Source organism: Streptomyces sp. NRRL S-920, from assembly GCF_000717945.1.
GTDB classification, from domain to species: Bacteria; Actinomycetota; Actinomycetes; order Streptomycetales; family Streptomycetaceae; genus Streptomyces; species Streptomyces alboniger.
Genome location: NZ_JODF01000028.1, coordinates 87,965 through 113,576, shown reverse-complemented (window position 1 = coordinate 113,576; position 25,612 = coordinate 87,965). Strand labels below are relative to the sequence as shown.

Sequence of the window (25,612 nt, the reverse complement as noted above, 5' to 3'; positions counted from 1 at the left end):
GCACTCACCAGGTGACATGCAGCAACGCCGGGAGAAGCCTTGAGCGTTCCGTACGAAACGGCGTACGAGCCATCCGAGTCGCCCGAGCCACACTCTCCGGAGGAGCACCTCGAGCGACTCCTCGGCCGTGCCTTGAACTCCTTCGACCTGCCCGACGAGGTCATAGGCCGCCTCGAGTCGGCTCTCGCGCACGACAGTTCCCTGCACTCCGCGCACCACAGCGCGGGTCTGCACCGCGAGACGTACAGACACACCTGGCTGCTCGCCGACGCCACCGTGCTCACGCTCTGGGAGCTGGTCCACAACACCGCGCCGGGCAGCGCCCCGACGTATGAGGTCTACGCCGACGAGGAGGAGGCGGGCGTCGCCACCTCGCGGCTGCCGCTGCCGCCCGACCCGCCGTCGTGCGGCCGGCCCGCCTTGCTCCAGCTGCCCGCCGACTCCGGGCCCAGCCACGCGTACTCCCCCGACAACTCGGCGGACCACGCGCGCCGACTGCTGCGTCGCGCGGAGAACACCGAGGACCGGCCCGGGGAGGACATCGCGCGCCTGCTGCGCGCGGCGTTCGCGCACCAGATAACGCAGGCGTTCGGCCGTCCCGGCCTGAGCGGTGAGGCGCGTCTGAGCTTCTCGCTCTACGAGCACGCGTTCCTGCTCTTCGACGGCGGCGAGATCAGTCTGTGGGAGGTCGAGCACACGCTCACGCCCGACGGGCGCCATATGTGCGAGGTGTACGCCACCGAGGACGCGGCCCGCGCGGCGATGGAGCGCAGGGCGACGGGCGCGACTCCGGGGCAGTAGAGCCGAGGGCCTTAAGGGCGGCCGTCGCCGTACTGCTGTACGAGACCGGCGAAGGCCGCCCGCTCGTCCGCGGTGAGTTCCACGGCCTCCGCGCGCGGCGGGCCCTGCTGGCCCGGGAGCGCGCGGAGCGCTTGCGGCGCGCGCCACGCCTGCGCCTCGGGGCGCTCCCTGCGCATCACCCGCACCAGGCCGACGGCCCAGACCGCGGTCGCCACGGCGAGCGCGGCCAGGCCTATCTGCTGAACGATCGAGATATCCCGGAGCATGCGGCCCAGTAGACAACACGCCCGGGGGCTTCCGACAGGGGAGTTATGGGGCTTAGGTCCCGAAGTGACGCATGTCGCATCTCTACTCACTCGCCCCCTGCGCCGACTGGTGAGCCGCCGCGGACGGCGGCCGGGGAAGGTCGCCGGTCTCGACGATATGGCGGGCGACGGCGGTGAGCGGGAGACGATGGCGGCGAGCGAAGCCGCGCATGACGGCGAAGGCGTCGTCGAGGGACAGTTCGCGGCGGGCGGCGAGGAATCCCTTCCCCTGCTCGATGACCACGCGGCTGCGGAGGGCCGTGTGGAGCTGCTCATTGACCGTCTGGGCGTGCTTCAGCGTTCGGGCGTGGAGCAGGCCGATGGTGGCCGCGTCGGCGAATGCCTCGGCCAGGGCGAGGTCATCGGTGGGTAGCGGTCTGTCGCTGGTGCACAGGAGCAGCAGGCTGCCGATGGATTCCTCGCCTAGCCGCAGGGGAACGGCGCCGGCGTACGTGTAACCGGCCTCGCGAGCCTGTGCGGTGAAGCCGCGCCAGGTATCCGGGGTGTGGGCCGGGTCCCCGGGGAGGGCCGGGGTGGCGGTGCGGTAGGCGTCCAGGGCCGGGCCCTCGCTCGGAGCCAGATGCAGCAGCTTTTCCAGTGCGGGACTCGGGTCGCTGGGGGCGGCGCAGTACAGCTGCGGCCCGGGGTGGGCCAGCATGACCGCTGCGTCGGCGATGGCGAAGAGGTCGCAGCAGCGGTTGGCCAGTTGCTGAGAGAAGTCGGTGATGTCGAGGTCCGCGACGAGGGTATCGGCGAGTTCGACGAAGGTTTCGGCGATCTTTCGTTCTCGGCTCATGCGTCGACTCCTCGATGCGCGCGGGCGCCCGTCAAGGGCTTCCGACAGACTCCTGATACTCCATCAGCAGGCCTCCATGCCAAGGCTCGTACTGCCCGAAGTCACCACGTTCCGTGTCCATAAGGCTACTACCAGCCACGCCGTCAGGGGCAGGTGGAGGTGGAGGTGGAGCGGGCTTCGCCCGTGCCCCGCCCGCGTCAGGGAGTCAACGCGGGCTCCCGCTCGGTGTGATCGTCCGTGACCACCGCCTCCTCGGCGCCCTCGGCCTCCGCCTGGTGCTTCGGCTTCGCCGGGAGCGCGAACATGACCAGGAAGATGACCGCGAGCACGCCCACCGCCCACCACAGCGCGTTCTGGAAGCCCGCGACGTACTCCGCGGGGAGCCGGCTCGGTGCGACCCCCTCGTCGATCACGCCGTAGAAGACCACCGACACCAGGCCGAGGCCGAGCGCCGTGCCCATCTGCTGCACGGTGTTGATGAGTCCGGAGGCCGAGCCCGCGTGTTCCCGCGGGACGCCCGAGAGGACCGCGTCCGTCAGCGGCGCCACGATCAGGCCCATGCCCACGCCCATCACGACCAGCGGAAGCGCCATCTGCCAGGACGTGAGGCCCGCGCCGTACCGGCCCGCCTCCCAGATGTAGAGGAGCAGGCCCACCGCCATCGCCAGGGCGCCCGCCTGGAGCACCTTGCGGCCGAAGCGCGGCACCAGTTTCTGCACGGACGTGGCGGCCGCCACCGAGACGGCGACCGAGAACGGCACCCCGGTCAGGCCCGCGTGCAGCGGGGTCCAGCCGAGGCCGTACTGCATGTACAGGGTCCAGACGAGGAAGAAGATGCCCATCGTGACGCCGAACACGGTCTGCACGGCGATGCCCGCGGCGAAGCTCTTCACCTTGAACAGGGACAGCTCCACGAGCGGCGAACCGTCCTTCGCCGTCTTCCACTTCTCGTACGCGACGAGGGCGCCGAAGACGACGAGGGAGCCGGCCATCATCAGGTGGCCCCAGACGGGCCAGCCCAGCTCACGGCCGCGCGTGAGGGGGTAGATCAGCATCAGCAGGCCGAGCGTGACCAGGACGACGCCGACGAGGTCGAGCTTGAGGGCCCTCGGGGCCTTGGACTCGGTGATGAACTTGCGGCCCAGGATGATTCCGGCGACGCCGACCGGCAGATTGATGAGGAAGATCGGCCTCCACTCCAGGCCGAGGATGTTCCACTCGGTGAGCAGCGCGCCCAGCAGCGGTCCGGAGACCGCGCCGAGACCGACGACCATGCCGAAGAGCCCGAAGACCTTGCCGCGCTCGTGGGCGGGGAAGGTCGCGTGCACGATCGACAGCACCTGCGGGACCATCAGCGCGGCCATGCCGCCTTGCAGGATGCGCGACGCGACCAGCATCTCCGGGTTGACCGCGAAGCCGCAGAGCGCGGAGGCGACGGTGAAGCCGGTGATGCCTATCAGGAACAGCCGCTTGCGTCCGTGGATGTCACCGAGCCGTCCGCCCGTGATGAGTCCGGCGGCGAAGGCGAGGGTGTAGCCCGCGGTGATCCACTGGATCTGGCTGAAGGTGGCGCCCGCGTCCCGCTGGATGGACGGGATCGCGATGTTGACGATCGTGACGTCGACCAGGTCCATGAAGGCGGCGGTCATCACGATGGCCAGGGCGAACCAACGGCGCCGGTCCGATGGGGGCCCGGCGTCGGGGAGGGTGCTGGTGCTGGTGGGAGAACTCATGCCGGAAGGCTAGGAGCCATATAGGTCATAAGAGGTCCTACATCACCGGCATCCTGATCCCATGAGGACGACAACTGGAATGAGTACGAGGCCGCGGACGCGGATGACGACGATGTCGTCTCGGGCGCGCGCGTGACGGGGGCTACGGGCGCGCAGACTCCCATCCGGCTGCTGCAACTGCTCTCGCTCCTCCAGACCCCCCGCGAGTGGCCCGGCAGCGAACTCTCCGAGCGGCTCGGGGTGAGCCGGCGGACGGTGCGGCGCGACGTGGACCGGCTGCGGGAGCTGGGCTATCCGGTGCAGGCCGCGCAGGGCGCCCTCGGCGGCTACCGCCTGGTCGCGGGCAAGGCCATGCCTCCGCTGCTCCTCGACGACGAGGAGGCCGTGGCGATCGCGGTCGGGCTGCGGGTCGGGGCGGGGCACGCGGTGGAGGGCGTGGAGGAGGCGTCGGTGCGGGCGCTCGCCAAGCTGGAGCAGGTCCTGCCGACGCGGCTGCGCCACCGGGTCTCCGCGCTCCAGACCGCGACGATGCCGCTGACCAGCGGGGACGGCGCGAGCATCGCGCCGGAGACGCTGACGGTGATGGCATCGGCCGCCGCGGGCCACGAACGCCTGCGGTTCTCCTACCGGGCGGGGGACGGCACACAGACCCGCCGCCTGACCGAGCCGTACCGCCTGGTCTCGACGGGGCGGCGGTGGTACCTCGTGGCGTACGACCTCGACCGCGAGGACTGGCGGACCTTCCGCGTCGACCGGGTGAGCGAGCCGTTCTCCACAGGGGCGCGGTTCGCGCCGCGGGAGCTGCCGCAGGGGGACGCCGCGGAGTTCATCCGGCAGTCGGTCCGGCACGGGCAGCAACCGGCGTACGAGATCGATGTGACGTTCGCCGCGTCGGCGGAGTTCGTCAGGGCGCGGCTGCGGTCGTCGCTCGGCACGGTCGAGCCGCTGGGCACCGGCCGCTGCCGTCTGCGCGGCACGGCGACGGACTCCATCGAATGGCTGGCGGTCCGCCTGGCCGTGCTGAACTGCGACTTCACGGCCCACGGCCCGCCGGAACTGGTGAGGTGCCTCGGCGAACTGGGCCACCGCCTGACCCGGGCGGCGGAATCCCGGCCCGAGGAGTGAGCCCCCAGCCGGAGCAAGGCGGCCTGGGCCTGGGACCGGCCGCCCCTAGGCCACCGCGTCGAAGCCCGTGTCCCGCGCCAGTTTCTTCAGCTCCAAAAGCGCGTGCTTCTCGATCTGCCGGATCCGCTCACGGGTGAGGCCGTGCTCCTTGCCGACCTCCGTCAGCGTCCGCTCGCGGCCGTCGACGATGCCGTACCGCATCTTGATGATGGACGCGGTGCGCTGGTCGAGGCGGCCTATCAGGTCGTCCAGCTCCTCGCTGCGCAGCAGGGAGAGGACGGACTGCTCGGGCGAGACGGCCGAGGTGTCCTCCAGGAGGTCACCGAATTGGGTGTCGCCCTGGTCGTCCACGCCCATGTTCAGCGAGACGGGGTCGCGGGCCCAGTCCAGGACGTCGATGACGCGCTCGGGCGTCGAGGACAGCTCCGCGGCGATCTCCGCGGGCTCCGGCTCCCGGCCGTGCTCGCGGTTGAACTCGCGCTGGACGCGGCGGATCCGGCCCAGCTCCTCCACCAGGTGGACGGGGAGGCGGATGGTGCGGGACTGGTCGGCTATCGAGCGCGTGATGGCCTGGCGGATCCACCACGTGGCGTACGTGGAGAACTTGAAGCCCTTGGCGTAGTCGAACTTCTCGACGGCGCGCACCAGGCCCGCGTTCCCCTCCTGGATCAGGTCGAGGAGGGGCAGGCCGCTGCGCGGATAGCGGCGGGCGACCGCGACGACCAGCCGGAGGTTCGAGCGGATGAAGACGTCCTTGGCCCGCTCACCGTCGGCGACGAGGGCTTCCAGCTCCTCGCGGTCGGCGGTGACCTTGCTGTCCTCGACCTCGCCGTCCAGGATCTTGCGGGCGTACACACCCGCTTCGATGATCTGGGACAGCTCCACTTCCTTGGCGGCGTCGAGCAGTGGCGTACGCGCGATCTCGTCGAGGTACATGCCGACCAGGTCGCGGTCGGCGATCTCCCCGCCTACGGCGCGAACACTGCGTGCCGCATCGGTCTCGCCGGAGGCGGCGGACTTACGACGGGCGACGGCACGGGTTGCCATGCGTGCTCCCTTGCGTGTGGTTGTCCTGGTCGGCCCTGGGGCCTCTGTGTCGGCCCTTACTGGGGCCTCTGTGGCGGATGGCACACCCTCGAGTGCCCTGCATCCGATGGAAACAACGACTGGAATCCGGACAGAATTCCCAAGCCGCGCATCTTTTTTCCCGACGGTGCAGTACCCTGTGCCGCCACGCGGGGAGGCGGGATGATTTCAGAACGTACAGGGGTGCAGGTCAGGCCGGGGGTCGAGACGGATCTCGAAGCCCTCACCGACCTCTACAACCACTACGTACGTGAGACGGCCGTCACCTTCGACACCGTCACCTTCCTGCCGGAGGAGCGTCGCCCCTGGCTGCTCTCCCACCCTGAAGACGGCCCTCACCGCCTCTTGGTTGCTCAGGAGCGGCAGACCGGCACCCGCCCGGGCCGGCTGCTCGGGTACGCCACCAGTAGCCCTTTCCGCTCCCGGCCCGCTTACTCCACTTCCGTGGAAGTCAGCGCGTACTGCGTGCCGGACGCGTACGACGAAGTGGGCAGGAAGTTCGGGCGGTACTGGGACGTCGCCTGGTACGAGCGGCCCCTCGGCCGACGGACCTAGGCCTCAGGGCCGATCCGGGCAGGCGGACCGGCGGCCTACCGTCCCCGCATGACCGACACCGCAGGCATTCTCGACGAGGCCCTGACCCGACTGCACGGCTTCGGCCCCGAACGGCAGGGGCGGCTCACCAATCACGCGCCCATGGCCGTCGAGGCGCTCGCCGCGCGCGGACAGTCCAGAGCGATCCATCGATGGCTTGATCTTTACGCCCGGAAATTGGAGGACCTTCCCGCGTCCTTCGCCCCGATCACCGAGGGCGACTACGAGAGCGCGCTCGGCGACCCGCGCCGGGCCGCGGACTGGATCGCCTACTTCCGCCGGGAGATCGAGGAGCGTCCCTGGCGCGACGTGCTCGCCGAGTGGTGGCCACGGCTGCTCCCCGGGATGTACGGAGGTTCGACGCATCCGGTGATCCGGGTGGGCCACGCCGTGCGCGCCCTGGAGCGGGGCGAGGCCACCGCGCCCCGCCTCGCCGAACTCGCGCACGGCCTCGGCTACTGGGCCGCCCGGCACCACCGGGTCACCGGCCTGGTCGAGCTGCCGGGCGCCGTGTCGGCGGCCGACGCCCTGGACGCGGTGGTGCCCCTCGACGACCGGACGGAGGGCGGCTTCCCCGCACGGCTCGGCCGGGTAGGGGCGCTGCCGGTGTGGGCCGGCTGCGTGGAGAGTCCCGATGAGGCGCGGCGCATGCTGACCGAGCTGGTGGAGGCGGCCACGCACCGGTACGCCACGCACGGCCACGGCGACGAGATCATGCTGGTGCACGCGGCGACCGCGCCGAACGCCGTACTGCGGGCGCTGCCCGCGCTGCCGCGGGAGCTGTGGGCGCCGAGCCTGCGGGCCGCCTGGACGGCGTCCGCGGCGGTCACGGCGATGTACGCGCCGGACGCGGCGGTCGCGTACGAGCCGCGTGGCACGTTCGCCGCGGAGGAGGTCGTCGAGCGGGCCCTCACCCACGGGGACGAGCATGTCATCAAGCTGACGGACACGGCTCTGGACGTGGGCGACGAGCGGGCCCTGGCCGCGGCCCTGCGGGGCGTCGAACTGAACGAGCCGCTCAGGTGATCTGAACGAGCCGCCCACGCGGGCGAGCCCCCCGCGCGGTTCGTTCAAAGTTCAAGAACGAGGCTCGTACAGTGGAGTACATGGATATGGCACCCACTCCTCCCCCGGACGGTGAGCCCCGCTGGCTGAACGGCGATGAGCAGCGCGTCTGGCGGGCCTACCTCCAGGCGACCACGCTCCTCGACGACTTCCTCGACCGTCAGCTCCAGCGCGACGCGGGCATGCCGCACGTGTACTACGGACTGCTGGTCCAGCTGTCCGACGCCCCCCGGCGGCGGCTGCGGATGACCGAGCTGGCCAGGACCATGAAGATCACCCGCTCCCGGCTCTCGCATGCCGTCGCCCGCCTGGAGAAGAGCGGCTGGGTGCGCCGCGAGGACTGCCCCTCCGACAAGCGCGGCCAGCTCGCGATCCTCACCGACGAGGGGTTCGAGGTCCTCGCCAGGACCGCCCCGGGCCATGTCACCGCCGTACGCCGGTCGCTCTTCGACCGGCTCACCCCGGAACAGCAGAAGTCCCTCGGCGAGATCATGACGATCGTCGCCGAGGGACTTCAGCCGAAGGAGGCCGGGGCCGACCTCCCGTGGCTTCGCTAGGGGCTCCGCCGAGACCGGGAAGGGCCGGTCAGTGCACGAGCACCGGGACCTTCAGCTCGTCCTCCGCGCCGTCCTGCGCGGACGCCTCGGGGCCGCCCTGGTGGCCGGTGTTGATGAACGTCGCCGCGATCACCGCGGAGACCACCAGGATGCCGACCGCCCACCAGATGGCGCTGGTGTAGCCCTCGACCATGGCCTGGGCCTGGACGAGCTTCGGATTGGCGGCGCCGGCCGCGTGGTCCGCGAGGTACGCGGAGGTGGCGGAGGCGGCGATGGTGTTCAGCAGGGCCGTACCGATGGCGCCGCCGACCTGCTGCGAGGTGTTGACCATCGCGGAGGCGACACCGGCGTCACGGGGTTCGACCCCGTGCGTGGAGAGCGACATGGCGGGCATGAACGCCGTACCCATGCCGAGGCCGAGCATCAGCTGCGCCGGCATGATCAGCCCGGCGTACGAGGAACCGACCTCCAGCTGCGTCAGGAGCAGCATGCCGACGGCGGCGAGCAGGAAGCCCGGAGCCATCAGCAGACGCGGCGGGACGCGCGTCATGAGGCGGGCGCCGATCTGCGTGGAGCCCACGATCATGCCCGCGATCATCGGCAGGAAGGCGAAGCCGGTCTTGACCGGGGAGTAGCCCTCGACGATCTGGAGGTAGTAGGTGAGGAACAGGAACAGGCCGAACATCGAGATGACGGCGAGGCCGAGCGAGAGGTAGACGCCACCGCGGTTGCGCTCGGTCAGGACGCGCAGCGGGAGCAGCGGCGACTTGACCTTGGCCTCGGTGAGGACGAACGCGGCGAGCAGCACGGCCGACGCGACGAACATGCCGATGGTCACGGAGTCCGACCAGCCGTCGGACTCGGCGCGGGTGAAGCCGTAGACGAGCGCGACCAGGCCGAGGGTGGACAGGACCACGCCGGGGATGTCGAGCGGCGAGCGGTTGCGGGTGCCGGCCGGCTCACGGATGACGAAGTAGGCGCCCAGGGCGGCGACCACCGCGAAGGGGATGTTGACGAAGAACGTCCAGCGCCAGTTCAGGTACTCGGTGAGGAAGCCGCCGAGGATCAGGCCGACGGCGCCGCCGCCACCGGCGATCGCGCCGTAGATGCCGAAGGCCTTGGCGCGCTCCTTGGCGTCGGTGAACATCACCGCGAGCAGGGAGAGCGCGGCGGGCGCGAGCAGCGCGCCGAAGACGCCCTGGAGGGCGCGGGCGCCGAGCATCATGGCCTCGCCGGTCGCGGCACCGCCGAGCGCGGAGGCCGCGGCGAAGCCGATCAGGCCGGTCACGAAGGTGCGCTTACGGCCCCACAGGTCGGCGATACGGCCGCCGAAGAGCAGCAGACCGCCGAAGGCGAGGGCGTAGGCCGTGATGACCCACTGGCGGTTGCCGTCGGATATGCCGAGGTCCTCCTGGGCGGAGGGCAGCGCGATGTTCACGATGGTCGCGTCGAGGACGACCATCAGCTGGGCGAGGGCGATGAAGACGAGGGCTTTCCAGCGCCTCGGATCCGTTTCTGACATGGAGTGAGCCACCTAGCGGTACGAAATGGTCAATACAGCGGAATAACGCAGATAACGCAGAAAAATAGGGGTAACGAGCGAGGTCAGCGCTGCCGGAGGTTCTCCAGAGTCGCCGCCTCCCCCGGAAGTTCGGAGCGGGCGGGTGCCATCAGGCCGTCGAGGAACAGCTGGAGATGGCGGTGGACGAAGCGGTCCATGTTCGGGCAGGGGGTGCCGGGCAGGGGCCGCCCGAGCTGGGAGAGGGCGACCAGCAGGTCACCGACGGCGATGTCGGTGCGCAGCTGCCCGGCCGCGCGGGCCCGCTCCGTGAGGTCCTCGATGGAGCGCTCCAGGCGCTCGCGGGCGTCCAGCAGGTCGGGGTGGTCGGGGTCGAAGCCGGTCTGGAGCATCGGGCACAGGGCGCCGATGCGCTCGTCGGCCGCGGCGTGCACGAAGGTGCGCAGCGCCGCGAAGGAGGCGTCCTTGTCGGCGTCCGCCGTGGCGACGCCCTGCTCGGCGAGGGCCGCGACGCGGTCCGTCACAAAGAGGACGACCTGGCGCACCAGCTCGCCGCGGTCGGCGAAGTGGCGGTAGACCGTGGCGTTGCCGACGCCCGCCCGGCGCGCGACCTCGTCGAGGGGCACGTCGGGTCCGTGCTCCACGAACATCTCGCGCGCGGCGGCGACGATCCGCTCCCTGTTGCGCAGGGCGTCGGCCCGCGGGCGGGGGGCCCGGCGCTGCGGGGCGGTGGCGGTGTCCACGGCTTCTCCTCTGGTCCTCTGCTGGTCTGCCGGTCTGCTGGTCTGCCGGTCTGCCGGTCTGCCGGTCCGGTCTGCTGTCGGTCTGCTCTCAGCGATGCGGGGAGTCAGTCCCCGTTTCGCGCGAACACAGGTCTAAACGGGGAAGGACTCCCCGGATATTTCCCGCACCGGCCCGCATTCCATGTGACCTGAGTCACACCTGAATTCGCGAGAAACCCACGATCGGTCGCACCCAGCGAGCGTCCGCGCACCCCCCGGCACAGGGTGATCGGACAGGGTGCAGCCAGGTCCGGCGGCTGCCGCGGAGCGGAAGGGCCACGTATGCAGCAGCCGATCCGGCGGCGGATACGCCCCGCCCGCCGCGGTGTCGCCCTCGCCTCGGTCACGGTCCTCGCCCTCGCGGTCACCACCTCGGCGAGCACCGGACGCCTGATGGAGGACTCCCCCAGCGCGGCGGGCCCCGTGTCGATGGCGCGCGGCAGCGCGCTCGGGCCGTGCATGATCGGCGGCACGATGGGCGTGCAGATGTCGGAGGGCATGCCCACCCCGTCCGGCTACTCGCGCTCGACCGGCACCGTCCGCGCCCTGAACCTCATGGTCGACTTCTCGGACGCGCCCGGTCAGGGCAGCGCGATGGACCGGCTCGCGGAGTTCTTCCCGCAGACTTCGAAGTGGTTCCGCACCAGCTCGTACGGGCGCCTGGACTACCGGCCGGAATCCCCCGTGCCGGACTGGCTGCGGATGCCGAAGTCGTTCGCGGAGTACGGGATAGAGCGCGGCGCCCCCTTCGACCCGGGCTACCGCGAGCTGGTCGAGGACATCGTGGCCGCGGCCGATCCGGACGTGGACTTCCGCAGTTACGACCTCGTGAACGTCCTGGTGACCCCGAACGCCGGGCCCTCCGCGCTCGACACGGTCCTGTCGGTGACCTTCGCGGGCAACCATGAGGCGCCGGTCGCGGACGGCGTGCCCGTCTCCAACGCGTCCTTCGTCTACAGCCGTCAGGACGACGGCTCGGGCAGCTACCACGAGACGGGCTACCGCGTCCTGCCGCACGAGAACGGCCACGTCTTCGGCCTGCCCGACCTGTACACGCAGGAGGGCGGCGGCGCGGTCGGCCACTGGGACATCATGAGCGAGGACTGGGGCGCCAACAACGACCTGCTCGCCTGGCACAAGTGGAAGTTGGGCTGGCTCGACGACGACCAGATCGGCTGCGCGGCGAAGCCCGGCAGCAGCGAGCACGTCCTGTCGCCACTGGCCCGCTCCGGCGGCACGAAGCTCACCTTCGTCCCGCTGAACGCGAAGACGGGGTACGCGATCGAGGCCCGCACCCCCGGCGGCAACGACGAGGCGGTCTGCAAACCGGGCGTCCTGGTCTACCGCGTGGACGCGGACGTCGACACGGGACACGGCCCCGTCACGGTCTCCGACTCGGCCGCCGACAGCGGCGGCTGCACCCGCAGGCCGAACGTCCACGCCGAACTCTCCGACGCGCCCTACGGCCCCGGCGAGACCTTCACCGACCGCGCGACGGGCGTACGGATGACGGTGGCGGAAGTGACGGACGACGGCGACTACCGCGTGCACGTCACGCGGCCGTAGCTTCCGCGCACGTCACGCGGCCGTAGCGCCGCCGCCCGCCGAGGATCCCGACCCGGCCCCGGGGACCGTCTGCTGCACCTGCCGCAGGAACGCGGCGTTGCTCGGGGTCTTCTTGATGCGGTCGATCACCGTCTCCAGGGAGCCGTGGCTGTCCCTGCCGAGCAGGGCACGTCGCAGTCCGCGTACGGCGGTCAACTCATCGCCCGTCAGGAGCAGTTCCTCCCTGCGCGTACCGGAGGGTGTGATGTCGACGGCCGGGAAGAGGCGCCGGTCGGCGATGACGCGGTCCAGGCGCAGCTCCATGTTGCCGGTGCTCTTCAGCTCCTCGAAGTAGTAGTCGTCGGCGCGTGATCCGGTCTCCACGAGGACGGTGGCGAGCATCGTCAGGGAGCCGCCCTCCTCGGCGAGGCGTGCGGCGCCGAAGAGCCGCTTCGGGCCCTGGATCGCGGCGGCGTCGACGCCGCCGCTGAGGGTCTTTCCGCCGCCGGCCGCCGCGTTGTTGTAGGCGCGGCACAGCCGGGTCAGCGAGTCGAAGAGCATGACGACGTCGCGCCCCTCCTCGACCAGGCGCTTGGCGCGCTCCACGGCGAGTTCGGCGAGCGCGATGTGCTGCTTGGCGGGCCGGTCGAAGGTCGAGGAGAGCACCTCGCCGTGGACCGAGCGCACCATGTCGGTGACCTCCTCGGGCCGCTCGTCGAGGAGGACGACCATGAGGTGGCACTCGGGGTGGTTCGCCGCGATCGCCGCCGCGATCTGCTGGAGCAGTACGGTCTTGCCGGTCTTGGGCGGTGCGACGATCAGGCCGCGCTGTCCCTTGCCGACGGGTGCCACGAGGTCGACGAGCCGCCCCGTGACGGAGCCGCCCGAGGACTCCAGGCGGAGCCTTTCGCGGGGGTGCAGCGGGGTCAGCTCTCCGAAGCGGGGGCGTCCGTGCAGGCCTTCGGGGACGCGTCCGTTGGCCCGGTGGACGCCGGTGAGCGTGCGGGCCCGCCCGGCGCACTCGCCGTCGACGAAGTCGCCTGCGCGCAGGCCGAGTTGGTGGATGAGGGGGGCGGGAACCTGTACGTCGGCGGAGGCGGGCAGGCACCCTTCGCTCCGGAGGAATCCGCGCCCGTCGCGGGCGATGTCGAGAACGCCCTTGCAGGTCAGGGGCGTTGCCGTGAGGGTTTCGGTCACGGTGGCAGTCATGGGGGTGGTCCTTTCGCGGACATGCGAATGAGGGGGCCCGGCGGGGCGGCGATGATCACGCCCCGTACGACGAGCGAAGAGAACCGCTCCATGCGAGCGGCGTGGAAGAAGGCCGGAACGGCCTGTCAGATCCCGAGAGGGAGAAAGTGAACCAGCACGGGCGCCCTGAGATGACCTGGGCGTACACACGTACTGATGGCACGGTAGCACAAGGCGGCACCGGGCCACCGGCGAAAGCTCCTGCGCCTGCCGCGCAGCGCAGGGGTACCGGGTGGGCGGGTAGAGGAGATCCGCCGCGAAGCGGCGGGCCGTCAGCCCCGCGCGGCGGCGCCCCGGCCGACCGGGACCACCACGGGAGTCCCGTCCACCCCGGCCCGCAGAATCTCCGCCTCAATCCCGTAGAGCGTCTTGACGAGCCCGGCGTCGACCACGTCCCGCGGCGCGCCCGTCGCGACGATCCGGCCCGCCAGCATGGCGACGACGACATCCGCGTACCGCGCCGCCGCGGCGAGGTCGTGGACGACCATCACGATCGTCCTGCCCTCCGCCGCGACCTCCCTGACCAGGTCGAGGACCTCCACCGCGTGGCCGATGTCGAGCGCGCTCGTGGGCTCGTCGAGCAGGACGACGGGCGTCTCCTGGGCCAGCGCCATCGCCAGCCAGCACCGCTGCCGCTGCCCGCCGGAGAGCTGGTCGAGGCGCCGCTCGGCCAGCTCCGCCGTACCGGTGGCCTCCAGCGCCCGCGTCACGGCGCGCTCGTCCTCGGCGGACCACTGGCGGAACAGGCCCTGGTGGGGGTGGCGCCCGTACCGCACGAGCCCCGCGACGGTCACCGCCTCGGGGGCCTGCGGGGACTGCGGGAGCAGGGCGACGCGATGGGCCGTCTCGCGCTGCTTGAGCCGCCAGATGTCCGCGTCGCCCGCGAACACCCGGCCGGTCAGCGGCTGGTGGAGCCGCGCCATGCAGCGCAGGAGCGTGGACTTGCCGCAGCCGTTGGGGCCGACGATGGCCACGACCTGGCCGGATTCGACCGTGAGGTCGACGCCGTCGACGGCGGTGTGCCCGCCGCCGTATCCGGCGGTGAGCTGCTCGACGCGGAGTTCCACGGGATGTGCCTTTCCGGGTTCGAGGGGCTCACCCCTTGCCAGTTTGACCTAAGGTAAGGCTAACCTTAGCCAAAACCACGGTCGCTGACGACCACTTCTTCATGTCCCCTTGATCCCGGAGCTGTTGATGACCGTCCCCCGACGCCCCCTCTCCCCCGCCTCCCGACGCGCGACCCAGGCGGTCGCCGCACTCGGCGCGGCGGCGCTGCTCCTGACGGGCTGCGGCTCGGACGACGGCTCCGACAGCGCCTCGTCCGACAAGGGCGGCTCGGCCTCCGCGGGCACCCGCACCATCAAGGACGCCACGGGCACGGCCGTGAAGGTGCCGGCCCACCCGAAGCGGATCGTGACGCTGACCCAGGAGGACCTCGACGCCGTCCTCGCGCTCGGTGTGAAGCCGGTCGGCATCACCAACGGCCAGGGCCTCGACAAGCCCCCGGCCTACCTCGCGGGCAAGGTCAAGGGCATCGACGTGGTCGGCAACCTCCTCCAGCCCGTCATGGACAAGGTCGTCGCGGCCAAGCCCGACCTGATCCTCGCCGGTGACATGCAGGACGAGCAGGTGCTCAAGCAGCTGCGCGAGATCACGCCCGCGACCGTCGTCACGATGGCGCCCACCGACGACTGGAAGCTGACCCTGCGGGGCATCGGCAACGCCGTGGGCGAACTCCCCAAGGCCAACAAGGTCATCGGCGACCACGAGCGCGCCGCGAAGGCAGCGGGCAAGAAGCTCGGCGCGCACAAGGGTGCCGAGGTGTCGATCGTGCGCTGGAACCCGGACGGGCCGAGCTGGATGGAGAAGAAGCAGTTCGCCAGCGGTGTCGCCCTGGAGATGGGCCTGAAGCGGCCGGGGAACCAGGACAAGGACGGCAACGCGCACACTCCCTCGCTCAGCCTGGAGAAGATCAACGAGATCGACGGGGACTGGCTGTTCCTCTCCACCCTGACCTCGGATGGCGAGAAGGCCCTGAAGGACGTCCAGAAGAAGCCCGCCTACAAGGACCTCGGCGCGGTCAAGAAGAAGCACGTGGTGACGGTGAACGGCTCCGTCTGGTCGACCCGTGGCGGCCCGCTCGCCGCCGACGAGGTCATGAAGGACATCAGCGAGGCACTCACGAAGAAGTAGCCGCCACGATCCGGGCGTTCGCGAAGTCGGCCGCCGTCCACGCCATGGCCAGCGCGCCGTCGAGCAGGGCCCGCTCGGCGGCCGGTGAGACGGCGGCCGCGGCGAACTCCGGTTCGTGCGGCCCGCAGGCGCCGCCGCTGATGTCCAGGACGGGGTGGATGGACGGCACGAGGTGCGAGACGTTGCCCATGTCGGTGCAGGCGAAGGCCTCGCGCTCGACGGGTTCGGGCCGGCCGAGCGCCCGGGCGTTCGCCGTCCACAGTTCGAGCAGTCCGGGGTCACCGCGGAAGTCGAGGTAGTCGGGCTCGGGCCGCTCCAGGGTGACCTCGCAGCCCGTGGCCAGGGCCCCGGCGCGGAAGCAGTTCTCGACGCGCTCGCGCAGGTCGCGCAGGTCCTCGGCGGCCAGCGCGCGGATCTCGTACTCGGCCGTGGCGCGGTCCGGTATGGCGTTCGGGGTCGTGCCCGCGGCGGTCGTGATGCCGTGCACCCGCCACTGCGGCGGGAGTTGCTGGCGCAGCAGGCCGAGCGCGACCTGGGCGACGGTCAGGGCGTCGGCGGCGTTGCGGCCCTCGTGCGGGTTGAGGCTGGGGTGCGCGGCCTTTCCGGTGTACGTCACCGAGAGCGTGCCGAGCGCGAAGGAGCGGAAGTCGGCCATCTCGAACGGGCAGGGGTGGATCATCATCGCCGCGTCCACGCCTTCGAAGGCCCCCGCGTCGATGAGCAGCGCCTTGCCCGCGCCGCGCTCCTCGGCCGGCGCCCCGATCACCCGTACGGTCAGGCCGAGCGCATCGGCGTACGGCTCCAGGGCGAGGGCCGCTCCGACACCGGCGGCGGCGATCAGGTTGTGGCCGCAGGCGTGGCCGAGGCCCGGCAGGGCGTCGTACTCGCAGACGATGGCGACCGTGACGGGGCCGCTGCCGACGGTGGCGCTCATCGCGGTTTCCAGGCCGTAGGCGGGCACGGTCACGTCGAAGCCCTGGGCGGCGAGGAGTTCGGCGCACCAGGAGGCGGCGCGGTGTTCCTCGAACGCGGTCTCGGGGTGTGCGTGGATGCGGGCGCTGAGGGCGAGCAGGTCGTCGCGGTGTCCCTCGATCTCCTTGCGGAGCGCTGTCTTGAACACCTTGGGGGTCGTCTTCTCCATGGCGGCCAAGATAGCTTAGGCTTACCTAAGTTAGCACTGGTGGGCCCGCGTGCGGGCCCCGCCACCAGGCCAGCAGGTCCGTTCAGGTCACGTCAGGTTCAGGTTCACGGGAGTCGTCACACACATGCATCAGCGCCCTGATCGCCTTCCCCTGCTCACCGCGCAGGCCGGCATCCTCTACGCGCAGCAGCTGGCCCCGGAGAGCACCGCGCTCAACACGGCGGACCGCGTGGAGATCCAAGGCCCCCTGGACACCGCCCTGTTCGAGACCGCGCTGACGCGCACCATGACGGAGGCCGAGACCCTCGCGCTGCGGGCGGGTGAGGACGCGGACGGCACCCCCTGGCAGGAGGTCGTCCCCGGCGCCGCGCGGACGCGCCTGCACCAACTGGACCTGCGTGCCGAGGCCGACCCGGAGGAGGCCGCCGAGGCCTGGATGCGGGCCGACCTCGCGAGACCGGTGGACCTGACCGCGACCGACGCGGACGGCCTCGTCACCCAGGCCCTGATCCGCCTCTCCGACGACCGCCACTGGTGGTACCAGCGCGTCCACCACTTCGCCGTCGACGCCTACGCCCTCCAGCTCATCGGCAGCCGCGTCGCCGAGCTGTACACCGCCCTCGCCACCGGCCACCAGGGGCCTGCCGAGCGGCGGTTCGCCCCGCTGGCCGAACTGGCCGACGACGAGCGGCGCTACCTCGCGAGCGAGCAGTACGCCACCGACCGCGCCTTCTGGGCAGAGCGCACCGCCGGGCACACCACCCCCGCCACCCTCGCCGCCCGTGCCACTCCGTCCGATCTGCTGCACCGGCGCGCCACCGACCTGCCCGACGGCTCCTTCGAGCGGCTCAGCCGTGCCGCGCAGGCCGTGAAGGCCACCTGGGCCGAGCTGGTCATCGCCGCCACCGCCGGGCATCTGCACCGCGTCACGGGCGCCGAGGACATCGTGCTCGGCCTGCCGCTGACCAACCGGCGCGGCCCCGCCGCCCTGCGCACCCCGGCGATGACCGTCAACGTCCTGCCGCTGCGCATCGCCGTACGCCCCCGCGACACCGGCGCCGAACTCCTGCGCCGCGTCGTCCTGGAGATCCGCGCGGTCCGCCGCCACCAGCGCTACCCGCAGGCCGAGCTCCGCCGCGACCTCGCGCTCGGCACGGCGGGCGAGCCGCTGACCGGGCCCATGGTCAACATCAAGCCGTTCGAGACCGACCTGGACTTCGCGGGCCTGCCCGGCACCGTCCGCAACCTCGCCGCCGGGCCCGTCGAGGACCTCGCGGTCGGCGCCGCCCCGCGCGCCGACGGCACCCTCCGCCTCACCCTGGACGCCAACGCCGGACGGTACGCCGACGCCGAACTCGCCCGCCACGAACGTACGTTGGTCACCTATCTGAACGCCCTGGCCGACCTCCTCCTGTCCGACCCGCACCGCCCCATCGGCACCCTCGACCTCCTCGCCCCCGACGAGATCCGCGCGGCCACCACCGGACGCGCCGAACCGCCCGCCGCGCACACGCTGCCCGAGGTGTTCGCCGCGCAGGCCGCCCGCACCCCCGGCGCCGTGGCCGTCCGCAGCGGCGGCGCCGCCCTGACCTTCGAGCATCTCGACGCGGCCGCGAACCGGCTCGCCCACCGGCTGGCCGCCGACGTGCCCCCCGGTACGGCCGTCGCCCTCGCCCTGCCCCGCAGCACCGACACGGTCGTGGCGCTGCTCGCCGTACTGAAGGCGCGCGGCGTCTGCCAGCCGCTGGACCTCGGCCACCCGGCCGCGCGGACCCTGGACGTCCTGGCCGACGCGCGCCCCGCCTACGTCATCGGCACCCGGGCGACCCTCGCCGCGCTCCCGGACCACGGGCTGCCCGTCCTCGCGCTCGACGACCCGGACACGGCGGCCGCGCTCGCCGCGCTCCCCGCCTCCGCCCCGGACGTCCCGCCGCGGTTCGACGACCCCGCCTACATCATCCACACCTCCGGTTCCACGGGACGCCCCAAGGGCGTCGTCGTCACCCACGCCTCGCTCGCCAACCTCCTCGCCGGGCACGGCACCGACCACATCGCCCCCGCCGTCGAGCGCGCGGGCCGGGACCGGCTGCGCGTCGCGCACAGCGCGTCGTTCGCCTTCGACGCCTCCTGGGACCCGGTGCTGTGGATGGTCCACGGCCACGAACTCCATCTGCTCGACGACGCCGCCTACCGCGACCCCGCGGCGCTCGCCGCGTACGTCGACAAGCACCGCGTCGACTACCTCGACGTCACCCCCTCCTACGCCGAGGCGCTGGTCGCCGAAGGCCTGCTCGACGAGGGCAGACACCGCCCCGCCGTCGTGGTCGTGGGCGGCGAGACCGTGCCGGGGCCGCTGTGGGACAGGCTCGCGGCGATCGAGGGTTCACGGCCGATCAACCTGTACGGGCCGACCGAGACGACCGTCGACGCCTACTACTGGCTGCCGGGGCCCGGCGGCAGCACCACCGGCCACCCCGTGCGCGCCTCCCGCGTCTACGTCCTCGACTCCTCCCTCCGTCCGGCGCCCCCCGGTGTCACCGGTGAGCTGTACGTCGCCGGGGCCTGTCTGGCCCGCGGCTATCTCGGGCGCCCCGACCTGACCGCCGAGCGCTTCGTCGCCGATCCGTTCGGCGCCCTGCACGGCGACCCCGGCGGCCGCATGTACCGCACCGGGGACCTCGTGCGGCGCCGAGCGGACGGCACCCTGGAGTTTCTGGGACGCGGCGACGACCAGGTGAAGATCCGGGGCTTCCGCGTCGAACTCGGCGAGATCCAGGCGCGGTTGGCGGCCCACCCGGCGATCGCCCAGGCCGCGGTGATCGCCCGCGACACCGCGCACGGCAAGCGGCTCCTCGCCTACGCCGTGACCGTCTCCGAGGCAACCGTCACCCCCGACGACCTCCGCGCCCACCTCGCCGAGACCCTGCCCGAGCACATGGTCCCGGCCACGGTCACACTCCTCGCCGAGCTGCCTCGCACCGCCAACGACAAGCTGGACCACCGGGCCCTGCCCGACCCGGAACCGGCGCTCGCCCCCGGCGGCGGCGCCCCCGACGTGACCGACCCCCACACCAAGGCCTTCTGCGATCTCTTCGCCGATGTCCTCGGCCTGGAGTCCGGGTGGCCGTCACCCGACGCCACGTTCTTCGACCTCGGCGGTCACTCGCTGCTCGCGGGCCGCCTCGCCGCCCGTATTCGCGAGCGGTTCGCCACCGCGCTCGGGATCGCCGACATCTTCAAGGCGCCGACTCCCGCCGCGCTCGCCGCACTCGTACCCGCCACGGCCGCCGCGGCCGCCCCCGCCGCCGAGACCGCCCCGCTCGTCCCCGTCCCCCGCACCGACACCCTCCCCCTCTCCCCCGCCCAGCAGCGCCTGTGGTTCCTGCACCGCCTCGAAGGCCCCAGCCCCACCTACAACATCCCGCTCGTCCTCACCCTGGACGGCCCCGTCGACCATGGCGCGCTCCAGCTCGCCCTGCACGATCTGGCCGCGCGCCACGAGACACTCAGAACGCTATATCCCACCACTGACAACGCCCCCGACGACCAGCCCCACCAGCGCATCCTCGCCCCCGAACACCCCCTGGCCCGCCCGGCCCTGCACCACGAAGCGCTCGCCCCGGACACCCCGGACACCCCGGACACCCCGGACCCCCTGGCCGACGCCGTCCGGCACTGCTTCGACCTCGCCGCCGAGCCCCCGCTCAGGGTCACCCTCTTCACCGACCCGCAAAACCCCACCCGTCACACCCTCCTCCTGCTCCTCCACCACATCGCGAGCGACGGCGCCTCCACCACTCCTCTCGCCCGCGACCTCGCCTACGCCTACGCCGCCCGCGCGGCCGGACGCGCGCCCGACTTCGCCCCGCTGCCCTTCCAGTACGCCGATCACGCCGCCCACCAGCAGAAACTCCTCGCCGACGGGCTGGCCGCCACCCACCTCGGATACTGGAAGGACGCCCTCGCCGGCCTGCCCGACCAGCTGGAGCTGCCCACCGACCGGCCGCGCCCGGCCGTCGCGTCGTCCCGGGGCGACACCGTTCCCTTCTCCCTCGGCCCCGCCGCGCACCGCGCCCTCAAGCAGCTCGCGGCGGCCACCGGCACCACCGTCTTCATGGCCGTCCAGGCCGGTCTCGCCGCGCTCCTCACCCGGCACGGCTGCGGCACCGACATCCCCCTCGGCACGCCGGTCGCCGGGCGCGACGACGACGCCACCGCCGACCTCGTCGGGTTCTTCACCAACACCGTCGTCCTGCGCACGGACACCTCCGGTGACCCCGGCTTCCGCGCGCTCCTGGGCCGGGTGCGGGGCGCGACGCTCGCCGCGTACGAGCACGACGCGCTCCCCTTCGACCAGCTCGTCGAGGAGATCAACCCGCCCCGCTCGCTGGCCCGCCACCCCCTCTTCCAGACGATGCTGGCCTGGCAGTCGATCCCCGACGGACAGTTCGCGCTCGGCCCGGACACCACGGCCCGGCTGACCGCCGTCCCGTCCGGCACGGCCAAGTTCGACCTGACCCTCAACGCGGGCGAACTAGCGGACGAGCAGGGCATATCCGGCTTCCTCGAATTCCGCACCGACCTCTTCGACCGCGCCACCGCCAAGGCCCTGGCCGACCGCCTGGCCCGCCTCCTCACCGCGGCCGCGCACACGCCCGACCTCCCCCTCGGGCTCCTCCCCCTGCTCAGCCCCGAGGAGCACCACCACGCCCTGGTGACGGTCAACGCCCAGCCCGGCACGACCGCTTCGCAACCCACCACCCTCGCCGACGTCTACGAGACCGCCGCCGCCCGGCACCCGCACCGCACCGCCGTCTCCCACGACGGCCAGCAGCTCACGTACGCCGAACTGTCCGCCCGCGCCCACCGCCTGGCCCGCCTCCTCGCCGACCGCGGTATCGGCCCCGGCTCCATCGTGGCGCTGGCGCTGCCCCGCTCCGCCGACCTCGTCACCGGCCTGCTCGCGGTCGCCCTCTCCGGTGCCGCCTACCTTCCCCTCGACCCGGACTACCCCGCCGACCGCCTCTCCTACATGCTCGGCGACGCCCGCCCCGCCGCGCTGCTCACCGACACCGCGACCGCGCCCCGGCTGCCCGCCGAGGCCCACGCGCTGCCGCTGATCGCCGTCGACGGCGACACCCCGGACGCGTACGAGGAGAGCCCCCTCACCCAGAGCGACCGCACCCGCCCGCTCACCCCCGACGACCCCGCCTACGTCATCTACACCTCGGGATCGACGGGCCGCCCCAAGGGCGTCGTCGTCACGCACCACAACGTGACGCGGCTGCTGACCGCGACCGACCACTGGTTCGGCTTCGACGAGCACGACGTGTGGACGCTCTTCCACTCGTACGCCTTCGACTTCTCCGTGTGGGAGCTGTGGGGCGCGCTGCTGTACGGCGGCAAGGTCGTCGTCGTACCGCATCTGACCAGCCGCGACCCGGGCGCCTTCCGCGCGCTGCTCGCCGACGAGCGGGTCACCGTCCTCAACCAGACCCCGTCCGCCTTCTACCAGCTCGCCGCCGCCGACCGCGAGGCCCGCGACGGCCGCGAACTCGCCCTTCGGTACGTCGTGTTCGGCGGCGAGGCCCTCGAACTGGCCCGGCTCGACGACTGGTACGAGCGGCACGCGGACGACAGCCCCACCCTCGTCAACATGTACGGCATCACCGAGACGACCGTGCACGTCTCCTACTTCGCGCTGGACCGCGCGACCGCCGCCGCCTCCACGTCGAGCACCATCGGCGTCAACATCCCCGACCTGCGCGTCTATGTCCTCGACGAGCACCTCCAGCCCTGCCCGCCCGGCGTCACGGGCGAGATGTACGTCGCCGGTGAGGGCCTGGCCCGCGGCTATCTCGGCCGCCCGGACCTGACCGCGACCCGCTTCGTCGCCGACCCGTACGCGCACCTCTTCGGCGAGCGCGGCGCCCGCATGTACCGCTCCGGCGACCTCGCGCGCCGCCGCGCGGACGGCACCCTGGAGTACTTCGGGCGCGCCGACCACCAGGTGAAGATCCGCGGCTTCCGCATCGAACTCGGCGAGATCGAGGCCGTCCTCGCCGCCCACCCCGCCGTGTCGGACGCGGCCGTCGTCGTCCGCGAGGACGTGCCCGGCGACAAGCGGCTCATCGGCTACGCGGTGGCCGACGGCACGGCCGTGACCGCCGCCGCTCTGCGCGAGCACACGGCCGGTGAACTCCCCGTCCACATGGTCCCGTCCGCCGTCGTCCTCCTGGACCGACTGCCGCTCACCAGCAACGGCAAGCTGGACCGCAAGGCCCTCCCCGCGCCGGAACGGCCCACCGCCTCCACCGCGGGCCGCGCCCCGCGCACCCCCCGCGAGGAGCAGCTCTGCGCGATCTTCGCGGAGGTCCTCGCGCTGGAGGGAGCCGTCGGCATCGACGACAACTTCTTCGAACTGGGCGGACATTCACTGCTCGCGGTGCGCCTCGCGGGCCGGGTGAAGTCCGCGTTCGGCGCGGACGTCTCCATCGGCACGGTCTTCCAGTCGCCGACACCCGCCGCTCTCGACGCGGTCCTCGACGCGGGAAGCGAGCAGGCCGACCCGCTGGACGTCCTGCTCCCGCTGCGCCCCGCCCGCGAGGGCGACCGCGCCCCCGTCCACTGCGTCCACCCGGCGGGCGGTCTGAGCTGGTGCTACGCGGGTCTGATCCGCCACCTCCCGGCCGACGTGCCGATCTACGGCCTCCAGGCCCAGGGCGTGGGGGCGGCCACCGCCACCGACCCGCTCCCCCGCACCCTGGAGGAGCTGGCCGCGCACTACGTCTCCCGGCTGCGCGAGGTGCAGCCCACCGGCCCCTACCGCCTCCTCGGCTGGTCGACCGGCGGCATCATCGCGCACGCCATGGCCACCCACCTCCAGGAACTGGGCCACGAGGTGGAACTCCTCGCCATCCTCGACGCCTACCCCGCGGAGGGCTTCCGCGAGCTGCCCGAGTCCGACGAGGCCGAGGCCCTGGAGTCGCTGCTCACGATGGGCGGTTACGGCCCGGACAGCCTCGCGGGCGACGAGCTGACCACCGGGAACGTCATCGGCGTCCTGCGCCGCGAGGGCAGCCCGCTCGCGGCCCTTCCCCCAGCCACCTTCGAGGCGCTGCGGGACATCTACCTCAACACCAACCATCTCGTACGGGGTTACGACCACCGCCGCTTCGAGGGCGACGTGCTGTTCTTCCGGGCGACCGTCGACACCATCGACGCGACCCTCACGCCCGAGACCTGGACCCCGTACGTCGGCGGGCACATCGCGAACACGAACGTCGCCTGCTCGCACAAGGACATGACCCTGCCCGAGCCGATCGCGCACATCGCCCGCGTGGTCGCCGACCGACTGACCGAGCTGGAGACCCCGCGATCATGAGTGACGCACCCGCCAACCCCTTCGACGCCGACGGGGAGTTCCTCATCCTGGCCAACGACCGGGGCGAGCACTCGCTGTGGCCACTGTTCGCCGCGGTGCCCGACGGCTGGGTGGCCGTGCACGGCCCGTGCCCGCGTCAGGACGCCCTGGCCCGGGTCGCCGGCCGGTGAGCGGCGGCCTGCTGGTCACGCCCCGGATCCGGCCCAGGGTCGCCGTCGTCATCGTCTACACGGCCGCGATGTGCATGAACGGCCTGGATTCGACGATCGTCAACCCGGCGCTCTTCACCATCGCGGGGGACTTCGGGCGTCCGGTGTCGGCGGCGAACACCGTCGAGACGGCGTTCCTCGTCGCCCTGGCCCTCGCCCTGCCGGTGGCGGGCTGGCTCGGCGACCGCCTCGGCACGAAACGGGTCTTCCTCGGCTCGCTGGCCGTCTTCACGGCGGCCTCCGCCGTGTGCGGTCTCGCGCCGGACCTCACCACCCTGGTGGTGGCGAGGGCGGCGCAGGGTCTGGCGGGCGGGCTGCTCACGCCGGTCGGCATGACACTGCTCTTCCGGGCGTTCCCGCCCGAGGAGCGCGTGAAGCTGTCCAAGGTGCTGATCGTGCCGACCGCGCTGATGCCGGCGCTCGGGCCGCCGCTCGGCGGTTTCCTCACCGAACACCTCTCCTGGCGCTGGCTGTTCTTCGTGAACGTCCCCGTCGGCGCGGCGGCCGTCCTCCTCGGCGCGGTGGCGCTGCGCGAGCACGTGGAGGGGACGCGAGGGCCCTTCGACCGCGTCGGCTTCCTCCTCGCCACCCCGGCCCTCGGTCTCCTCACCTACGCGCTGGGCTTCGGCCCCTCGCAGGGCTGGTCGCGGCCGTCGGTGGCGGTCAGCGCGGTGCTGGGCGCGGCGCTGCTGGTGGCCACGGTGATCCACCAACTCCGGGTCCGGGAGCCCCTGCTGCGCCTGCGGCTGCTCGCCGACCGCGGGTACGGGGCCGCCTCGGCCCTCGCCCTGGTCAGCGCGGCGGGCCTGATGGGCGTCCTCTTCGTCTTCCCGCTGCTCTACCAGGCCGCGCTCGGGGCGTCCGCGCTGGACGCCGGGCTGAGCGTGTTCCCCGAGGCGCTGGGCCTGATGCTGGCGTCCCAGGCCGTGGACCGCCTCCTGCCCCGCCTCGGCCCGCGCCGCCTCGCGGCCCCGGCGCTGCTCCTCGCCGCGGGCGTCTTCGCGGCCCTTGCCGCGCCCGGGGTCGCGGAGAACGCCTGGGCGGTGCGGGGGCTGATGTTCGCGGTGGGGCTCGTGCTCGGCACGGCGGTCCTGACGATCCAGATCGCCGGGTTCGAGGGCATCGCCCCCGCGGACATGGGGCAGGCGATGGGCCTCTTCCAGATCGTCCGGACGCTGGGCGGGGCGGTGGGTATCGCCGCGTGCGCGGCGCTGATCGGCGGGCATGGGGTGGGCTTCTCGGACGCGGGCCCCTACCGGGTGGCGGTGCTGGTGACTGCGGGCTTCGTGGCGGCGGGGGCGGCACTGGCGGTGCGGCTGCCAAGGCTGATGGCCGGGCCGCCTGTTTAACGGCTCGGGAGCTGGTGACGCCGCTTGCGCAGTTCCCCGCGCCCCTGCCCCCGGCGCCGGGGGGCGGGCCGCTGGATCGTGCGGGAGTCGGGCGTACCGTTTGCGCAGTTCCCCGCGCCCCTGAAAGACCCCCCGGCGCCCGGGAGCGGCCCGCCGGATCGTGCGGGAGTTGAGCGCACC

At 72.3% G+C, this 25,612-nt stretch carries 19 protein-coding genes; 10 read left to right on the top strand and 9 right to left on the bottom strand.

What is annotated here, in order from left to right; translation table 11 throughout:
* The first annotated feature begins 39 nt into the window (after positions 1–39).
* Complete coding sequence (locus IG54_RS0120805; RefSeq protein WP_030786342.1) at positions 40–801, top strand: DUF6227 family protein; 762 nt, start codon at positions 40–42, stop codon at positions 799–801.
* Between the two features lie 11 nt (positions 802–812).
* Here the strand turns inward: IG54_RS0120805 and IG54_RS0120800 are convergent, their stop codons facing one another.
* The 3 genes from IG54_RS0120800 to IG54_RS0120790 form a co-directional block, all read right to left on the bottom strand.
* On the bottom strand, positions 813–1,067 hold the full coding sequence (locus IG54_RS0120800) for a hypothetical protein (RefSeq protein WP_030786340.1): 255 nt from the start codon (positions 1,065–1,067) through the stop codon (positions 813–815).
* Positions 1,068–1,149: 82 nt separating this feature from the next.
* On the bottom strand, positions 1,150–1,902 hold the full coding sequence (locus IG54_RS0120795) for a GAF and ANTAR domain-containing protein (RefSeq protein ID WP_030786338.1): 753 nt from the start codon (positions 1,900–1,902) through the stop codon (positions 1,150–1,152).
* A 197-nt stretch (positions 1,903–2,099) separates the two neighbouring features.
* Positions 2,100–3,635, bottom strand: coding sequence for an MFS transporter (locus IG54_RS0120790; protein ID WP_051819735.1), 1,536 nt, complete (start codon positions 3,633–3,635; stop codon positions 2,100–2,102).
* A 132-nt stretch (positions 3,636–3,767) separates the two neighbouring features.
* On the opposite strand from IG54_RS0120790, the gene IG54_RS0120785 reads away from it, so the two are divergent.
* Positions 3,768–4,760 carry a helix-turn-helix transcriptional regulator gene (locus IG54_RS0120785; RefSeq protein WP_030786333.1) on the top strand — a complete coding sequence of 331 codons (993 nt, stop codon included), beginning with the start codon at positions 3,768–3,770 and terminating at the stop codon, positions 4,758–4,760.
* A gap of 45 nt (positions 4,761–4,805) precedes the next feature.
* Here IG54_RS0120785 and IG54_RS0120780 read toward each other — a convergent pair whose 3' ends face one another.
* Positions 4,806–5,807, bottom strand: coding sequence for a sigma-70 family RNA polymerase sigma factor (locus IG54_RS0120780; RefSeq protein WP_030786332.1), 1,002 nt, complete (start codon positions 5,805–5,807; stop codon positions 4,806–4,808).
* A 201-nt stretch (positions 5,808–6,008) separates the two neighbouring features.
* Between IG54_RS0120780 and IG54_RS0120775 the strand changes: the two genes are divergently transcribed.
* The 3 genes from IG54_RS0120775 (at position 6,009) to IG54_RS0120765 (ending at position 8,062) form a co-directional block, all read left to right on the top strand.
* Positions 6,009–6,401: a GNAT family N-acetyltransferase gene (locus IG54_RS0120775; RefSeq protein WP_030786331.1), complete on the top strand. Its 393-nt coding sequence runs from the start codon at positions 6,009–6,011 to the stop codon at positions 6,399–6,401.
* A 48-nt stretch (positions 6,402–6,449) separates the two neighbouring features.
* Positions 6,450–7,466 (top strand): questin oxidase family protein, encoded by a 1,017-nt coding sequence (locus tag IG54_RS0120770; protein WP_030786328.1) that lies wholly within the window; start codon positions 6,450–6,452, stop codon positions 7,464–7,466.
* An 80-nt stretch (positions 7,467–7,546) separates the two neighbouring features.
* Positions 7,547–8,062 (top strand): MarR family winged helix-turn-helix transcriptional regulator, encoded by a 516-nt coding sequence (locus IG54_RS0120765; protein ID WP_037897507.1) that lies wholly within the window; start codon positions 7,547–7,549, stop codon positions 8,060–8,062.
* 28 nt (positions 8,063–8,090) lie between these two features.
* Here the strand turns inward: IG54_RS0120765 and IG54_RS0120760 are convergent, their stop codons facing one another.
* Positions 8,091–9,584 carry an MFS transporter gene (locus tag IG54_RS0120760; RefSeq protein ID WP_030786323.1) on the bottom strand — a complete coding sequence of 498 codons (1,494 nt, stop codon included), beginning with the start codon at positions 9,582–9,584 and terminating at the stop codon, positions 8,091–8,093.
* An 83-nt stretch (positions 9,585–9,667) separates the two neighbouring features.
* Positions 9,668–10,324 carry a TetR/AcrR family transcriptional regulator gene (locus tag IG54_RS0120755; RefSeq protein ID WP_030786312.1) on the bottom strand — a complete coding sequence of 219 codons (657 nt, stop codon included), beginning with the start codon at positions 10,322–10,324 and terminating at the stop codon, positions 9,668–9,670.
* Positions 10,325–10,645: 321 nt separating this feature from the next.
* Between IG54_RS0120755 and IG54_RS0120750 the strand changes: the two genes are divergently transcribed.
* Positions 10,646–11,929 carry a M6 family metalloprotease domain-containing protein gene (locus tag IG54_RS0120750; RefSeq protein WP_030786310.1) on the top strand — a complete coding sequence of 428 codons (1,284 nt, stop codon included), beginning with the start codon at positions 10,646–10,648 and terminating at the stop codon, positions 11,927–11,929.
* Between the two features lie 12 nt (positions 11,930–11,941).
* On the opposite strand, the gene rho is transcribed toward IG54_RS0120750, so the two are convergent.
* The gene (rho, locus tag IG54_RS0120745; protein ID WP_051819733.1) at positions 11,942–13,117 is read right to left on the bottom strand and encodes a transcription termination factor Rho; all 1,176 of its coding nucleotides are present in this window, start codon (positions 13,115–13,117) and stop codon (positions 11,942–11,944) included.
* A gap of 311 nt (positions 13,118–13,428) precedes the next feature.
* Positions 13,429–14,223 (bottom strand): ABC transporter ATP-binding protein, encoded by a 795-nt coding sequence (locus IG54_RS0120740; RefSeq protein ID WP_030786306.1) that lies wholly within the window; start codon positions 14,221–14,223, stop codon positions 13,429–13,431.
* 127 nt (positions 14,224–14,350) lie between these two features.
* Here IG54_RS0120740 and IG54_RS0120735 point away from each other — a divergent pair, with 127 nt between their 5' ends.
* The gene (locus tag IG54_RS0120735; RefSeq protein WP_030786303.1) at positions 14,351–15,349 is read left to right on the top strand and encodes an ABC transporter substrate-binding protein; all 999 of its coding nucleotides are present in this window, start codon (positions 14,351–14,353) and stop codon (positions 15,347–15,349) included.
* On the opposite strand, the gene IG54_RS0120730 is transcribed toward IG54_RS0120735, so the two are convergent.
* The gene (locus IG54_RS0120730; protein WP_037897495.1) at positions 15,336–16,490 is read right to left on the bottom strand and encodes a M20 family metallopeptidase; all 1,155 of its coding nucleotides are present in this window, start codon (positions 16,488–16,490) and stop codon (positions 15,336–15,338) included. The genes IG54_RS0120735 and IG54_RS0120730 overlap by 14 nt on opposite strands.
* 124 nt (positions 16,491–16,614) lie before the next feature.
* On the opposite strand from IG54_RS0120730, the gene IG54_RS0120725 reads away from it, so the two are divergent.
* The 3 genes from IG54_RS0120725 to IG54_RS0120715 are packed head-to-tail and all read left to right on the top strand — an operon-like array spanning position 16,615 to position 25,432.
* Positions 16,615–23,874: an amino acid adenylation domain-containing protein gene (locus IG54_RS0120725; RefSeq protein WP_030786297.1), complete on the top strand. Its 7,260-nt coding sequence runs from the start codon at positions 16,615–16,617 to the stop codon at positions 23,872–23,874.
* Positions 23,871–24,044, top strand: coding sequence for an MbtH family protein (locus IG54_RS0120720; RefSeq protein WP_030786294.1), 174 nt, complete (start codon positions 23,871–23,873; stop codon positions 24,042–24,044). The genes IG54_RS0120725 and IG54_RS0120720 overlap by 4 nt, the downstream gene beginning before the upstream one ends.
* On the top strand, positions 24,041–25,432 hold the full coding sequence (locus tag IG54_RS0120715) for a DHA2 family efflux MFS transporter permease subunit (RefSeq protein WP_078594315.1): 1,392 nt from the start codon (positions 24,041–24,043) through the stop codon (positions 25,430–25,432). Before IG54_RS0120720 ends, IG54_RS0120715 begins: the two co-directional genes overlap by 4 nt.
* Positions 25,433–25,612 lie beyond the last annotated feature (180 nt).

Excerpts from the sequence above, each read along its gene's own strand:
- IG54_RS0120800 (WP_030786340.1), bottom strand. The coding sequence starts at position 1,067 with ATGCTCCGGGATATCTCGATCGTTCAGCAGATAGGCCTGGCCGCGCTC.
- IG54_RS0120795 (WP_030786338.1), bottom strand. The coding sequence starts at position 1,902 with ATGAGCCGAGAACGAAAGATCGCCGAAACCTTCGTCGAACTCGCCGAT.
- IG54_RS0120790 (WP_051819735.1), bottom strand. The coding sequence starts at position 3,635 with ATGAGTTCTCCCACCAGCACCAGCACCCTCCCCGACGCCGGGCCCCCA.
- IG54_RS0120780 (WP_030786332.1), bottom strand. The coding sequence starts at position 5,807 with ATGGCAACCCGTGCCGTCGCCCGTCGTAAGTCCGCCGCCTCCGGCGAG.
- IG54_RS0120775 (WP_030786331.1), top strand. The coding sequence starts at position 6,009 with ATGATTTCAGAACGTACAGGGGTGCAGGTCAGGCCGGGGGTCGAGACG.
- IG54_RS0120770 (WP_030786328.1), top strand. The coding sequence starts at position 6,450 with ATGACCGACACCGCAGGCATTCTCGACGAGGCCCTGACCCGACTGCAC.
- IG54_RS0120765 (WP_037897507.1), top strand. The coding sequence starts at position 7,547 with ATGGATATGGCACCCACTCCTCCCCCGGACGGTGAGCCCCGCTGGCTG.
- IG54_RS0120760 (WP_030786323.1), bottom strand. The coding sequence starts at position 9,584 with ATGTCAGAAACGGATCCGAGGCGCTGGAAAGCCCTCGTCTTCATCGCC.
- IG54_RS0120750 (WP_030786310.1), top strand. The coding sequence starts at position 10,646 with ATGCAGCAGCCGATCCGGCGGCGGATACGCCCCGCCCGCCGCGGTGTC.
- rho (WP_051819733.1), bottom strand. The coding sequence starts at position 13,117 with ATGACTGCCACCGTGACCGAAACCCTCACGGCAACGCCCCTGACCTGC.
- IG54_RS0120735 (WP_030786303.1), top strand. The coding sequence starts at position 14,351 with ATGACCGTCCCCCGACGCCCCCTCTCCCCCGCCTCCCGACGCGCGACC.
- IG54_RS0120730 (WP_037897495.1), bottom strand. The coding sequence starts at position 16,490 with ATGGAGAAGACGACCCCCAAGGTGTTCAAGACAGCGCTCCGCAAGGAG.
- IG54_RS0120725 (WP_030786297.1), top strand. The coding sequence starts at position 16,615 with ATGCATCAGCGCCCTGATCGCCTTCCCCTGCTCACCGCGCAGGCCGGC.
- IG54_RS0120720 (WP_030786294.1), top strand. The coding sequence starts at position 23,871 with ATGAGTGACGCACCCGCCAACCCCTTCGACGCCGACGGGGAGTTCCTC.